Source organism: Jiangella asiatica (genome assembly GCF_004349065.1).
GTDB lineage: Bacteria > Actinomycetota > Actinomycetes > Jiangellales > Jiangellaceae > Jiangella > Jiangella asiatica.
Window position 1 is genome coordinate 13,273 of sequence record NZ_SMKZ01000070.1, and the last position, 13,799, is coordinate 27,071.

Genomic DNA, 13,799 nt, shown 5'->3' on the forward strand with positions numbered 1-13,799 from the left:
GACTCCCGATGACCATGAACCGGCGCTCGGCGCTCGGCCTTCTGGGCGCGATTCCGGTGGCCGCGGGCGCGGCCGCCCTCACCGGCTCCGCCGCGGCGGCGGCTGCCGCCGCGTCCTCGTCCAGCGGCTCCTCCTCCAACGACTCCACGTCCTGGAGCGGGCGGATCCCGGCGGGACTCCAACCGGGCGGTGAGCTCGACGAACTCGTCGCCGAGCTGGCGGCCGCGGACCAGTTCTCCGGCACGCTGCTGGTCAAGCGGCACGGGACGACGATCCTGTCCCGCTCGTACGGCATGGCGAACAAGGAGGAGTCCGTCCGCAACGGCAAGGACACGATCTTCGCCACCGCCTCGCTGACCAAGCTGTTCACCGCGGTCGCCGTCGCCCACCTGGCCCAGCGGGGCGCCCTGAGGTACACCGACCTCATCGGCGCGTACGTCGACGGCCTCGCTCCGCAGATCGCCGAGCGGGTCACCCTGCACGACCTGCTCACGCACGCCTCGGGCCTCGGCAACTACCAGTCGGCGCCGGGCTATCCGGAGGCGGCGCGCGGCTGGAGCAGCGCGGAGGAGGTGATGGAGGGGACCTTGGACTTCATCCGGCAGCTGCCGGTTCCGGAGCTCCCGCCCGGCGCCTCGATGGTGTACAGCAACGCCGGCTTCCACCTTCTCGGCCTCGCCGTGGCGAAGGCGTCCGACCTGTCTTACCACGACTACGTCCGCGCGAACGTCTTCGAGCCGGCCGGCATGGCCAGCACGGATTTCTACACCATGCCGGAGTGGCTGGAGGACCGGCGCATCGCGCGGCCGTACGCGAAGAACGACGACGGCGCGTGGGAGGACAACATCGATGACAGCCTCTTCATTGGCACCCCGGCCGGCGATGCCCACTCCACCTGCGCCGACCTGGACCGCTTCGCCCGGGCGCTCTGGGGCGACGACCTGCTCTCGCCCGAGTTCCGTGACCTCACGGTCGGCGCGAAGCGGCCGCTGCCGCAGGGCGGCCCGCCGCCGGAGGAGCAGCCGGAGGAGCCGTCGCCGCCGTCGTCCTCCGAGGCGCCTGCGGCGCCGCGGCTGGGCTATCAGGCGTACGGGCCCATCGCCGGGCTGGCCGACGGGCAGTGGTCGTTCGGGCTCGGCGGGGGCAGCATCTTCGGAGCGTCCGCGAGCGTCGAGGCCTATCCCGAGACCGGGTGGACCTGGGCGATCATGAGCAACTACCCGGAGGGAACGTCCGAACCCATCACGAACCTGGCCAAGCGGCTGATCTCAGCCGGTTGATCTCAGCCCCCGTCGATCAGGCTCCGGTCAGCGGCGCCAGCGCGAGCACGTCGTCGACGTCCTCCAGGTCCGGCAGGGCGACGAAGATCGTCCGGACGCCGCGGTCGAACAGCTCGGCGTACCGGCGCACGGTGTCCTCGACGGTAGCGGCGTGGCGCCGCCGGGCGAACCTGGCCGCCGGGGTGGTGCCGCGCAGCCGCTCCACTCGGCGCCAGACGTCGCTCCGGTCGCGGCCCACGACCGGCAGGTCCAGCACGGTGACGTCGACGTCGCGCCCGGAGCGCTCGCGGTGCCGCTCGAACACCGCGAACCGCTCGTCGAACCCGTCGCCGGTGCGCAGGTTGCAGGCATCGCCGAGCTCGGCGGCCAGCCTCAGCGTCCGGTCACCGCTGCCGCCCACGACGATCCGCGGCAGCCCGGCCGGGCGCGGGTAGCTGGTGGTCTCGGGCAGGGTGACGTGCGCGCCGGCGTAGGGCTTGGTGCCGCTGGCCCACAGCGCCCGCATCGTCTCGACCGCGGCCGCCAGCTGGTCCAGGCGCTCCCCCGGTGCCGGGAACGGCAGGCCGAACGCGGCGTGCTCGCGCTCCCACCAGCCGGCGCCGATGCCGACGAACGCCCGGCCGCCGCTGAGCACGTCGAGCGTCGCCACCGCCTTCGCGATGGTGCCGCCGGGGCGGAAGGTCACCGGTGTGCACAGCGTGCCCAGGCGCAGCCGGGTGTCCAGGCCCGCCAGCAGGCCGAGGGTGGTGAACGTCTCCGGGATGGGATCCCACGCCCGGCCGACCTGCGGGATCTGGATGAGGTGGTCCATCAGCGCCAGGCCCGCGAAGCCGGCCTGGTCCGCGGCGAGCGCCATCCGGCGAAGCCACGCTGTCGGGTCGGCACCCCACGGGAACCGGGACAGTTGCAGCACGACCTCGCGGTCCAGCCCGGGTGCGGCCGCGGCGCCCGCCGGCGAATGCGCGGCGCTCGCCGGCGTCGGAGCCGCGCCGGACGCCGTCGTCGACGGGCCCCGGTCCGGGTCGCCGGCCGCGACGACGGTGACGACCGCGTCCCAGCCCTCCGCCGCCAGCTCGCCAGCGACGTCACGTGCCCTCCTGAGCTGGCCGGCCAGCTGCGGCGCCGGCACCGGCCGATCGCGGGCGGCGTTGCGCTCGCGGCACACCGCGGCCGGCGTGTCGAACCGCACCACCACCGCCGGCAGCCCCACCCCGCGGGCCAGCTCGAGGTAGCCGCGCCGCCGCTGCGCGTCCAACCCCAGCGTGTCCACGACGGTGGTGAGCCCGCGCCTGGTCCGGGCCACCACGATGCGGTCCAGCACCTCGAACGCGTCCGTGGTCGCGTCGAGGTCGTTCCGGCCGCTGCCGACCACGCCGCGCAGCTCGTCCGACGACACGATCTCCTGGGCCCGGTAGCGCTGCCGCGCCCACCACGACTTCCCCGCACCCGACGCGCCGACCAGGACCACCACCGCCGGATCGGGCAGCCGGCGCTCATCGGTCACGGTGTGTCGCCCAGAAGATACGGGTTGCCGTCGACACCAGGCTCGCCCACGACCTCCCGCGGCTGCGTGGTCAACTCGCACGCTCCGTCGACGGAGCACCTGATCAGCGCCGCCTCCTCGCCGTCGCGGTACGCACCGAACACCACGCTCGTGCCGGTCTCCCAGCGGAGGTTCTCCGCGTTCTCGGCGGTGAGGCGGCGGACCTCCGCGCCGGTCCGCGCGTCCATGATCACCACATGCCGCACCTTCTCCCAGTCGTCGGGATGCTCAGCGACAGTGTCGAGCATCTCCTGGGTCACCGTCACGGTCGGGCCGTTGCGCTCGAGCAGGTCGCCGGGCTCGGCGCCGTCCAGGTCCGACGGGATCACCCCAGGCGGCACCGGCGCCTCCAGGAGCGCCGCGTACCGGCCGTCGGGCGAGAAGGTGAGCACGGCCGGCGGACGGCTCCAGAGCACGTGGCCGGTACCGGTGTCGAGGACATCCGTCGCGGTCGCCGATGGTGTGATCGCAAGCAGCCGCCCGCCGGGCGCGAGTACCGCCGGCCCGCCGGCCGAGGACAGGCGATCGATCGCGCGGTCCTCCAAGTAGCGCGCGTAGCCGCCGCCCACGTCCCAGGTGAGCAGCGCACCGGTGCCGGTGCGCAGCAGCACGCGCTCGCCGTCGAGAAAGCCCACCGGTGTCGTCTCGTCATCCGGGGTTTCCAGCGCGTACAGCACCGTGCCGGTGGCCACGTCGACGACGCTGACCGTGTCCGCCGTGCTGACGGCGGCCTGCCCGGACAGCCCCGCGACCGCCACCCCGCGGATCGGACCGCTCGCCAGCGTCACCGGCGCGCCGCCCTCGCGAACGGAGTAGAGCGTCCGCGCCCGCGGATCACCGGCGCCGCGGCCGTTGGGCTCGGTGGCCAGGACGACGAACCCACCGGCCACGCGGTACAGGGAGACGGCGGCGAACTCGACGTCGAACGCGGTGGCGGTGTTGTCGATGTGCAGGTGCCCGTCGGCGTACCACGGCAAGGCCGGCGCGGGCCCGTCCGGCAGCGCCGCGAGATCGACGTCGTAGCCGCTGGACGAACGATCGGCGGGAGCGCCGTCATTGCGGTCGGGTTCGGCCGGCCCGATCATCGCGAAGGTGGCCGCGGCCGCGCCAACCAGCATCGCTCCGGCGACCGAGGCGAGCGCCACCCGGGTCCGGCGCCGGCGGACCCGCCGGATGGCGCCGTCGGCGAACCCGGCCGGGACGTCGCGCACCTGGCCGTCGACGCTCTCGCGGAGCAGTTCCTGGAGATCCATCGTCACGCTCCCTCGATGGTCGGGGCGGCGGGGACGGCAGTGGTCAGCTCGGGCGCGAGGGTGCGCAGCCGGGCAAGGGCGCGGAAGGTCTGACTGCGCACATTGCCGATCGAGCAGCCCAGCGCCGTCGCGATCTCCCGCTCGGTCAGCCCGTCGTAGTAGCGCAGCACCAGCACCGCCCGCTGCCGGGGAGCCAGCATGCTCAAGAGCCTGGTCATGTCCAGCCGGCCGTCGACCTCGGCGCTGCCGTCCGACACGGCACGCTCCGGCACGTCCTCGACCGGCTCCTCCCGTACCGTCCGGCGCCGCCGCCAGCTGCTGACCTGGTCGTTGTAGATGATCCGACGGACGTAGCCCTCTGGGTCGTCGACCGTCCGCCAGTGCCGGAACAGCTTCGCCAGCGCGCCCTGCACGAGGTCCTCGGCGGTGTGCCGGTCACCGGTCAGCGCGTACGCCGTGCGCAGCAGCGCCAGCGACCGGCCCTCGACGAACCGCCGGAACTGCTCCTCGGCTTCCACGTCCACGCCAGCCCCTCCCGTCGCGTCCGCCCTCATACCCGAGGACGGACCACGGGCGGGAATCTATGCGCTCCCGGCCTGACCGTGTCAGCGGGATCGCCGTCGGATCGGCCTCGCGCAACCACCCGCGCCCATGCCCATGCCCGTCCTCGGCGGAGAAGCCTGCCTCGGCCGGCTCGACGTGATCAATCGTGGGCGCAGTGGTGGCTGGTGCTCTCCGGGACGTCCAGGGTGGGGTTGCGGTCGAAGAAGCCGACCGGGCGCAAGGTGAAGCCGCAGTACTCGACTGGCATGACCGGCCAGTCCTCCGGCCGCGGGAAGTGGACCGCGCCGAACGTGTGCCACAGCACGATGTCCTGATGTTCGATCGGCCGGTTGGCGGCGATGAACTCGGGCAGCCCCGCGCCACCGGGGTGCTGGTTGATCAGATCGCCGGCAGGGTGGCGCTCGGCGGGATCGTAGCGGGTGACCCACAGCGCCTTGGTGGCGAAGGCGGCGCGGCGGGCGGTGGCCGAGGACGGGTCGGCCAGCAGGGTCGGGCGGCCTTCGGGACGCAGCTCGAACGCGACCGGCTGGCCCAGGCGGTTGGTGCGGTCGGCGTTGGAGACGCGCCAGGTGCGCCCCGCCAGCGGGTCGGCGGTCCGGGCGCCCTCGGACTCCGTCCGTAGCCTGGTCACGCGGCGGGTGAAGGCGTTGCCGTACTGGTTGTCGGGCCCCACGGGCACCGGCGCCACCTCGAGCTCGTCGACGCTGTTGACGAGACCGTCGACCATCATGTCGAGACGGGCGCAGTAGAGGTGCTGATGGAACGGCGCGCCGAGTCCGGGCGCCACCTCCGAGGCGTACGGGCTGTCCGGGCGGTAGGCGGAGGTGAACACCACGCCGGTGGCCTTGACCTCGAGTTGGATGGTGCCGTCGAGGTACAGGTACCAGTAGAAGCCGTAGTCGTAGACGCCGACGGTGACGAAGAACGAGATCACCAGTCGGCGCTGCCGGCGGGTCTCCATCGACTCGGTGAAGATGTCGGTGTGCTTCCACAGCACGCCGAAGTCCTCTTCGTGCAGGCAGATGGCGTTCGGGATGTCGCGTGGGTTGCCGTCGCCGTCGGCGAGGACGGCGTCGAAGTAGTGGATCTCGCCGAGGCAGTCGCACCCGTTGCGCAGCGAGTTGACCTGCTGCCCGAGCAGGTACTCGCCGGCGTCGAAGTAGCTCTGCCAGAACCGGACGGGGCTCGGGTCGGCATACGGGACCACCATCTCCGCCAGCGACGCGCGGTAGACGACGGGCCGGACGGTGTCGCCGTCGCGCAGGGACAGCTGGTGCAGGACGAGCCCTTCGCGCGGGTCGAAGCCCACCCGGAAGGTCCAGTTCTCCCAGGTCACGACGTCGTCCTCGACGGTGAAGCTTGGGCCCTCCGGCTGGGTGATCTCGATCGGCTTCAGCGACGTGCGCGGCGGCCCGGTGTAGGCGGGGTCGTCGTGGTTCGCCTCCTCCTCCGGCACCAGCATGACCTCGTGGTCGACAAGCTCGATGACCCGCTTCTCGATGAGGTCGACATAGGCGACGACGCCGTCGATCGGGTGCGCCCAGGGGTGGTCCTCGGGCCGGTGCTGCAGGAACGACAGGACGTGCAGGACGCGCCGGCCGCGGTGGCCGTCCAGGCCGAAGTTGCCGGCCGACAGCGGGCACGGACGCACCAGGTCCAGGTCGGTGATGCCGCGCCTGGCCATCGCTTCACGCCAACGGGGGTCCGCCTTGACGATCTCGTCGACGGTGACGAGTTCCTCCAGCAGGATGGGCGGCTGGCCGTCGACGGCCGGGTCGACGTCGACGACGGAGTCGACCGCGAGCCTGGTGAGCGACGCGACGGCGATCCGGACCGCGCCGGTCGCGAGGTCGAGGAGGACGGCGCGGACCCGCCGGTCGACCGGGTCGCCGGGCGCGTGGCCGAGCACGGTCAGCTTGTCCGGCTCCTCCAGCGCCAGCAGGGCGAACTTGGTGTCCGGGCGGACGAGGCCGTGGTCGTCGAAGAGCGAACGGGCCGCGCGAATCTCGTCGGCGGTCAGCCGCTGCAGGGGGTGCGTGTGCACGGGTGTGACGGTCACAAACGCCAACATTCCCGGCCGGGCTCGACCCAGTCAAGACATAACCGGGCGCAAGGAGCTATGTAAGGCGTCAAAGCCGCTCGACACATTACCGTTATGCAGGCCCCCTTGTCTTATCGGGCGAACGTCGACAAACTACCCCGCGTGGATGGGATAGGGGCACAGCGCAAACCGCACCTGGGCTGGGGGCGTGGTCGGGGTGCCGCTGGCAGATGACTTTTACTTCATCGTCCACGACGTCGGGAACGGCCGTTTGCGGCTGAATGCCCGCGCCGCGGGCCTCGGCCTGGCCGGCGCGTTGGTGGGCGAGTTGATCCTCAACAAGAATCTTCATGTCGCGTCCGGGACCCTGTCGCTGACCGGGGCCGATCCGCCCGACGACGACCTGGGATACCGCATCCTGCGCCAGTTGTCGGCCGACCAGCACAACCGGTCGCTGCGCACCTGGCTGGCGTACCTGTCGCAGGGCGCGGTGGAGCGAGTGGCCGTGCGTCTCACCCGCGCCGGCCAGATCGAACCGGAGACCAGCCGGCGGCTGTGGCGCAACAGCGTGCGCTACCTGCCGGTCGATCCGAAGGTCGCCGCGTGGCCGACCGACCGCCTGTACGGCAAGGTCGACCGCGGTGACCCGCTCGACTTCGGCGACGCGATGCTCGCCGGCCTGGTCGCCGTCACGGGGTTCACCAAGCAGGTGTGGTGGGACGGCGACGCGGTAACCATGCGCCACATCGCCGCGGCGGTCGGCTCCCTGCCGATGTCGCTGCGCGAGGTGCTGGCGCACACCGAAGCCGCTGTGGGTGACGCCACCCTCAGCCCGCACAGATGAGAACACCGATGAGTACGACGGCCGCGGCGTCTCCTGGTGCCACTGCCACGACCTCCGTACCCCGTACACCAAGGAGTCCCTCGTGTCCCATTCGAGCCGACTGGGGGCCGACAGCGTCTCCCGGACCCTCGCGCACAACCGACTCGGCGTCCCCGCCGTGGTCTTCTTCGTCCTTTCCGCCGCCACCCCGCTGACTGTTGTCGCCGGCGTCGTCACGACCGGCTTCGCGGTCACCGGCATCATCGGGCTGCCGATCGCGTTCGTCGCGATCGCGGCGCTGCTGGCGCTGTTCAGCGTCGGGTACGTGGCGATGTCGCGACACGTCACCAACGCCGGCGCGTTCTACACCTATGTCACGCACGGTCTGGGACGCCCGGTCGGCGTCGCCGCGGCCTACATGGCGCTGCTCGCCTACAACATGCTCCAGGTCGGCCTGTACGGCATCATCGGCGTCGCCGCCGCGCCGACCATCGACCGGTGGTTCGGCATCTCGCTGGAGTGGTGGGTCATCGCTCTGGTCGCCTGGGTCATCGTCGGCGTGCTCGGCGTGCTGCGGGTCGACATCAACGGCCGGGTGCTGGCGGTCCTGCTGCTGGCCGAGGTCGCGGTCATCCTCGTCTACGCACTGGCCAACCTCGGCAACCCGGCCAATGGCGAGGTCACCTTCGACACGCTGAACGTCAGCAACCTGTTCGAGTCCGGCGCCGGCGCCATCCTCGCCCTGGCCGTGCTGGGCTTCGTCGGTTTCGAGGCGTCGGTGGTGTACTCCGAGGAGTCGCGCAACCCGCGCCGCACCATCGCGCTTGCCACCTACATCTCGATCGCCGTCATCGGCGCGGTGTACCTGCTGTCGTCGTGGGCGATGTCCGTCGCCACCGGCCCGGACCAGATCGTCGCGTTCACCCAGGAGAACTCCTCCGGGACCATCTTCGTCCTGGCCGACATGTTCCTGGGCGGCACCTGGGTCGACATCGGCGAGACGTTGTTCGTGACGTCGGTGCTGGCCGCGATGATCTCGTTCCACAACACCTGCGCCCGGTACGGGTTCGCGCTGGGCCGCGAGCGGGTGCTGCCGGCCGCGCTGGGCCGCACCTCCCCGATGTCCGGCGCGCCGGTCGTGGCGTCGGTCATCCAGAGCGTCATCGGCCTGGCCGTCATCGTCATCTACGCGCTCTTCGACCTCGACCCGCTGGTGGAGCTCTTCTATTACGCGGGCACGACGGGCGGGTTCGGCGTGCTGCTGCTGGTGGCGGTCACGTCGGTCGGAGTGCTGTCGTTCTTCAACCGGCACCCGTCCGGCGAGGCACCGTGGCGGCGCGTCATCGCGCCCGTGCTGGCGACGATCCTGCTGGTGATCGTGGTGATAGTGGCGGTGGCCAACTACGACATGCTGATCGGCGTGCCCAGCGACGCGGCGCAGCGCTGGATCCTGCCCGGCCTGTACGTCGTGGTCGCCCTGATCGGCGTGCTGTGGGCGCTGTACCTGCGTTCGTCCCGGCCCGACGTCTACGAGCGGATCGGTCACGGCGCCAACGCCGCGACCGGCATCTCGGTGCTCGACCTGGACGCAACGGCAGATGAGCCCGGCCCCGAACCGGTCCGCTGAGGCCGACCCGCTGAATGGACCGACGGGGCGCCGCCACCCGCTGGGGGTGGCGGCGCCCCGATCCGTGGGTCAGCCCTTCGGATGTCGTCGGGCCGGCCCCTAGGAGGCGACGACGACGGCAGCCACCGGGTGGTTGCCGCGGATCACGCCGTCGGGGTCGCGCTCCTGCTTGATGACCCGCAGCCGCTCCAGGACCGCCGGCGGGTACAGCCGGTCCACCCCCGGGTCCTCGCTGAAGTTCGCCGGGACCCGTCCGCTCGCGTACGGCGCCATCGCCGACCGCAGCGCGTCCATGCCGGCGGCAAGCGGCACCGCCAGCTCGGGCACCGGGAGGAAGCCGCCGAACATCAGCAGGTACGGCTCGTCGAGGTGGCCGGCGGCACCGTCCCCATCGCCCGGCCGCGCCAGCGCGCCACCCAGGTGCCGGATCTCGTACATCGCCACCGCGGACGGTTCGCCCGGTGCCACGGCTGCAAGGAATGCGTCCAGGACCTCGTCGTCCAGCCGGTTCAGCAGGACGGTGTCGATCATGCCAGGAATCGGGTCGTCCGGCTCAGCGGCGACAGCGGCCAGCTCGGTCAGCGTCAACGGGCCCAGCTGGCCCGCGATCGGCGTCGACACGGCCGCCCGGATCGGTGCGATCAGCTCCTCCGCACGCTCGGCGGTCCCGATGAAGGCGGTGTCGACGGCGACGGCCCAGCGCCCGCGCAGCGGCTCGGGCACGATGGGCACGTCCGGAAGGTTCAGCAGCCACGCCCACAACGTCAGCTCTTCCGGCGCGGTGGCCGTCACCTCGGTGAAGGCCTTCATCACCGCACGGGCCTCGCCGACCGGCCACACCAGCTTGCCGCCGTAGAGGTCGGGCAGCGGTGCCAGCTCGATCTCCATCTCCGCGACGATCGCGAAGTCGCCGCCGCCGCCGCGCAGCGCCCAGAACAGGTCGGGATCGGAGGCGGCGGTCACCGAGGTCAGCACGCCGTCGGCGGTGACAACCTCGAACCGGCGCACCCGGTTGGCCGCCTGGCCGTACTTGCGCCCGAACCAGCTGAGCCCGCCGCCGAGCGTGTAGCCGACGACGGTCGGGTCGCCGGAGCTGCCCGGCAGGCCGCACAGGCCGGACCCGTTCAGCGCCGCGCTCAGTTCGCGGGCGCGCACGCCCGCGCCGACCGTCGCGGTACCGGCATCGAGGTCGACCCGCAGGTTCTTCAGCGCGCCGGTACGCAGGATGATGGCCCCGTCGACGGCGTTCGTGGCGCCGTGCCCGACCGGTTGCGCGGCCACCGACAGCCCTCGGTCGCGTGCGAAGCGGACCGCGGCCACGATGTCGTCGATGGTCTCCACGTGGACGACGGCGGCCGGCTGCTGGTCGACGGCCAGGTTCCAGCCCAGCCGCTGCATCGCCCAGTCCTCGTCGCCGGGCGCCACCACGCGTCCGGTCACGGTCTCCCGCAGTGCATCGATCAGCGCCGGCGCCACGCCTGGTCTCTCGTTCGTGCTCGTCACGTCCTGCTCCCCCGTTCGATGGACAATCCGGGCGAGCATCGCCGATCCGGCACAGCCTCGGCATCGGTGTCCGTTGCCCATCTCAGCGTGGCGAGCTGCCCATACCGACCGACGGCTGTCGTGGCACGAGGGATCGCGCCCGGGACGCCGCCCGCGGCACGTCGAAGCCGGTGACCAAGCCGCGGCTGCGGGCCGCCGCGGCGGCCTCGCGCCGGGTGGCGACCCCGAGCTTGCCGAGTATCGCGGAAACATGATGGTCGACGGTGCGGACCGAGACGACCAGGCGATCGGCGATCTCGGCGTTGGTCAGCCCGTCCGTCAGCAGCGTCAGCACGTCGGCCTGGCGCTCGGTGAGTCCGGCCGGATGGCCTCGGGTGGCGGCCCGGGCCCGGCGCGGGATGCCGGTCACGCCCAGCTCGGACAGCCGGCGGCGCACCAGCGCTGCGGCGGGCACGGCGTCGAGCTCGTCGAGCAGGCGCAGCGCCGACAGCGTCGGTTCGACCTGCCCTGACTCCGCCAGCTCCAGCGCCTGCTCGTAGCGGTCACCGAGCCGTTCCCAACCAGCCGCCGCCGACCGCCAGTCGCCACGCAGCCCGGCGGCGTAGGGTTCCGGGCAGCCGTCGTACGCACCGCCGCCGACGCCGGCCCGCGCGAGGTAGCGCTCCAGCTCGCCGCGGAGCAGGCCCGCACCGCGCGGCCACCGGCGGGCGACGGCGTCGCGCACGCCGGCGGCAACGGCTGGCCGGCCGACGAGCCACGCCCACTCGACGTAGGCGGTGCCGGCGTAGGCCAGGCCGATCAGGGACCGGTGTCGTACCGCGCGCTCCCACGCCGCGGCCAGCAGTTCCTCGGCCGCCGGGTCACCGCGGCGGGCCAGCAGCCGGGCCAGCGGCGGGACGCTGTAGACGTAGAGCATGCCGGGGTCGTCGGGGTCGTCGACCTTCGGGCGCAGCAGCCGCTCGGCGCCGTCCCAGTCACCGCGGCGCAGGAGCAGCAGCGCGCGGTGCACCTGCAGGTTGTAGCCGTGTGACCAGAACCCTCGCTCGCCGACGTAGCCGATGCCGCGACGCAGGCAGGCGTCCAGCTCGTCCCAGCGCCCGTACCGGTACAGCAGCTCGGCGAGGTTGGTGTAGGCCCGCGCGGCACACTCGTGGGCGCCGTTCGCGGTGGCGGCGGCCAGGCTCTCCCGCAGGTCGTCCAGGCCGCCGGTGTCGCCGAGGTCGCACCGCGCGATGCCGCGGTAGTTCAGGCAGAGTGCCGCCAGGTCGCCGCGGCCGGCGTCGACGGCCAGCCGGCGCGCCGCGCCCAAGACGTCCACGGCGTCGCCGGAGGCACCGGTGAGCGCGAGCATGGTGCCTCGCTCACAGGCCGCGGACGCATACAGCGGCGGGTAGCCGGTGGCCTCGGCGATCCGGACCGCCCACTCGACCGCCGCCTGCGCGGCACCGGTGTCGCCGGCCGTGTAGAGCTGCCGCGACAGCCGCAGCAGCGTGCCGCCCAGCAGCACCGGGTCGCCGACCCGTTCGCGCAGCTCGACCGCCTGCCGGCCGGCGCGCACGGCCTCGTGGAAGCGGTGCGCGATGTGCAGCTCCCACGCGTAGTCGTCCAGCAGCGCAGCCCGATCGCCGACCGGCAGCCGCTCGGCGTACGGCAGCGCGGCCTCGAAGTGCGCGAGCGCCTGCCGGTGCGCGCCGGCCCGCGCCGCCTGGCGCCCGGCCGACGGCGCGTGACCGAGCACCGTCGCGACGTCGGCGGCCTCTGCGGCGTGGTGGACCAGCCGGTCCGGGTCCGGCTCGCCGGCCGAGAACAGTGCGTGCACCACCGCGGCGTTGAGCTCGCGCCGCCGGGCCTCGGTCAGGCTGCCCTCCACGGCGCGGCGGGCCAACTCGTGCCGGAACGCCACCCCCGTGGCTGCTAGCTCGACCACGCCGGACGCCTCGGCCTCGGCCAGCGCGCCGGGGCGGTCGCCGACCAGCGCGCGGGCGACGTCGCCGTCGGCGGCCGCGGTCATCACGGACAGCTGCTCGAGGACCGCCACACTCGACGGGTCGAGCCGCTGCACCCGGGACAGCACGGCATCGACGACGCTGGCCGGTACGCCGTCGCCATCGGCGGCCAGCACCTCGGTGACGTAGAACGGGTTGCCGCCGGTGAGCGCCAGCACCTCGGCGGGATCGCGACCGGTGCCGGCGGCCAGCGCCTCGACCGCGGTCAGCGACAGGGGCTCCAGCGTGAGACGTTCCACCGGGCCGGAGCCGGCGGCAGCCAGCAGCGGTCGCAGCGGGTGGCTGATCGACAGGGACTCGTCGCGGTAGGTCAGCACGAGGACCGCCCGAACGGCGTCGAGCCGGCGTACGACGTGACGCAGCAGGTCCAAGGTTGCGTCGTCGGCCCAGTGCACGTCCTCGACGACGAGGACGGTGGCCTCACGGCCGGCCAGTTCGGCGACCGCGGCGTCGTAGACGGCGTCACCGGCCTCGCCCGCGGCCAGCGCGGCCTCCAGCGCACCGCCGGTCCCCCGCGCGGCGTCGCGCAGCGGTCCGAGCGTGCGTGGTGTGCGCAGGTCGTCACACCCGCCGGCCAGCACGCGGTGCCGGCCGACGGCGTCGCGCAGCTCGCGCACCAGGCTGGTCTTGCCGATCCCCGCCGGTCCGCTGACCAGGGCCACGCGGCTCCGGCCGGCTACCGCGGCCTCGACGCACGCGTGTAGCCGGCTCAGGTGGACGTCCCGCTCCAGCAGCTGGCGGGCCGGTCTGGGTGTCGTGATGGTGTCCACGGTGTGCTCCCCCGGCCGGGACACCTGCCCCCGCGGCGACCCGGCTTGATCGCCTATCGTAGCGGGCCTGCGAGGTGTGGCGCCGCTGGGTTTTCGCTGCTCGCGCGGGGCCGCTACCCGATGCGTCTCATCATACGGTCGATCTGCGTCCGAGATATGAGATTCGCCGGCTATCGATTTGCAGACCAATGGTCCAGAACGGATGATGAGCCCATGTTCCGCGTCTCGCCCGACACCGCACGGACCCCGCTGACCGCTCCCGGCGGCGGCATGTCCATGTGTCCGGCGAGCATGCGCTGCTGTCGCTGACCGCGCACCAGCAGCTTCCGCCGGCGCCGATCGACGCCCGGCCACCGCTTCGCTGAGCCCCGCTCCGCCGAGCCCACCCC

The 13,799-nt window shown here is 72.8% G+C and carries 9 protein-coding genes; 3 read left to right on the forward strand and 6 right to left on the reverse strand.

What is annotated here, in order from left to right; genetic code table 11:
- Window positions 1-8: 8 nt before the first annotated feature.
- On the forward strand, window positions 9-1,280 hold the full coding sequence (locus tag E1269_RS29155) for a serine hydrolase domain-containing protein (protein WP_131901274.1): 1,272 nt from the start codon (window positions 9-11) through the stop codon (window positions 1,278-1,280).
- 16 nt (window positions 1,281-1,296) lie between these two features.
- Here the strand turns inward: E1269_RS29155 and E1269_RS29160 are convergent, their stop codons facing one another.
- From E1269_RS29160 to E1269_RS29175, 4 genes are all read right to left on the reverse strand, one after another.
- Window positions 1,297-2,784, reverse strand: a complete 1,488-nt coding sequence (locus E1269_RS29160) for an LLM class flavin-dependent oxidoreductase (RefSeq protein WP_131901276.1) — start codon at window positions 2,782-2,784, stop codon at window positions 1,297-1,299.
- Window positions 2,781-4,076, reverse strand: coding sequence for a WD40 repeat domain-containing protein (locus E1269_RS29165; protein WP_131901278.1), 1,296 nt, complete (start codon window positions 4,074-4,076; stop codon window positions 2,781-2,783). Before E1269_RS29165 ends, E1269_RS29160 begins: the two co-directional genes overlap by 4 nt.
- A gap of 2 nt (window positions 4,077-4,078) precedes the next feature.
- Complete coding sequence (locus tag E1269_RS29170; RefSeq protein ID WP_131901280.1) at window positions 4,079-4,600, reverse strand: SigE family RNA polymerase sigma factor; 522 nt, start codon at window positions 4,598-4,600, stop codon at window positions 4,079-4,081.
- Window positions 4,601-4,779: 179 nt separating this feature from the next.
- A complete protein-coding gene (locus E1269_RS29175; RefSeq protein WP_131901282.1) occupies window positions 4,780-6,711 on the reverse strand; it encodes a primary-amine oxidase in 1,932 nt (643 codons plus the stop codon).
- A 187-nt stretch (window positions 6,712-6,898) separates the two neighbouring features.
- Here E1269_RS29175 and E1269_RS29180 point away from each other — a divergent pair, with 187 nt between their 5' ends.
- Together E1269_RS29180 and E1269_RS29185 are read left to right on the forward strand one after the other, a co-directional pair.
- Window positions 6,899-7,525 carry a GOLPH3/VPS74 family protein gene (locus tag E1269_RS29180; protein WP_162606682.1) on the forward strand — a complete coding sequence of 209 codons (627 nt, stop codon included), beginning with the start codon at window positions 6,899-6,901 and terminating at the stop codon, window positions 7,523-7,525.
- 100 nt (window positions 7,526-7,625) lie between these two features.
- Window positions 7,626-9,131 carry an APC family permease gene (locus tag E1269_RS29185; RefSeq protein ID WP_420810688.1) on the forward strand — a complete coding sequence of 502 codons (1,506 nt, stop codon included), beginning with the start codon at window positions 7,626-7,628 and terminating at the stop codon, window positions 9,129-9,131.
- A 99-nt stretch (window positions 9,132-9,230) separates the two neighbouring features.
- On the opposite strand, the gene E1269_RS29190 is transcribed toward E1269_RS29185, so the two are convergent.
- Both E1269_RS29190 and E1269_RS29195 read right to left on the reverse strand, forming a co-directional pair.
- Window positions 9,231-10,634: an FAD-binding oxidoreductase gene (locus E1269_RS29190; RefSeq protein ID WP_203434187.1), complete on the reverse strand. Its 1,404-nt coding sequence runs from the start codon at window positions 10,632-10,634 to the stop codon at window positions 9,231-9,233.
- An 82-nt stretch (window positions 10,635-10,716) separates the two neighbouring features.
- On the reverse strand, window positions 10,717-13,410 hold the full coding sequence (locus E1269_RS29195; RefSeq protein ID WP_162606683.1) for an ATP-binding protein: 2,694 nt from the start codon (window positions 13,408-13,410) through the stop codon (window positions 10,717-10,719).
- Between the last annotated feature and the right edge of the window lie 389 nt (window positions 13,411-13,799).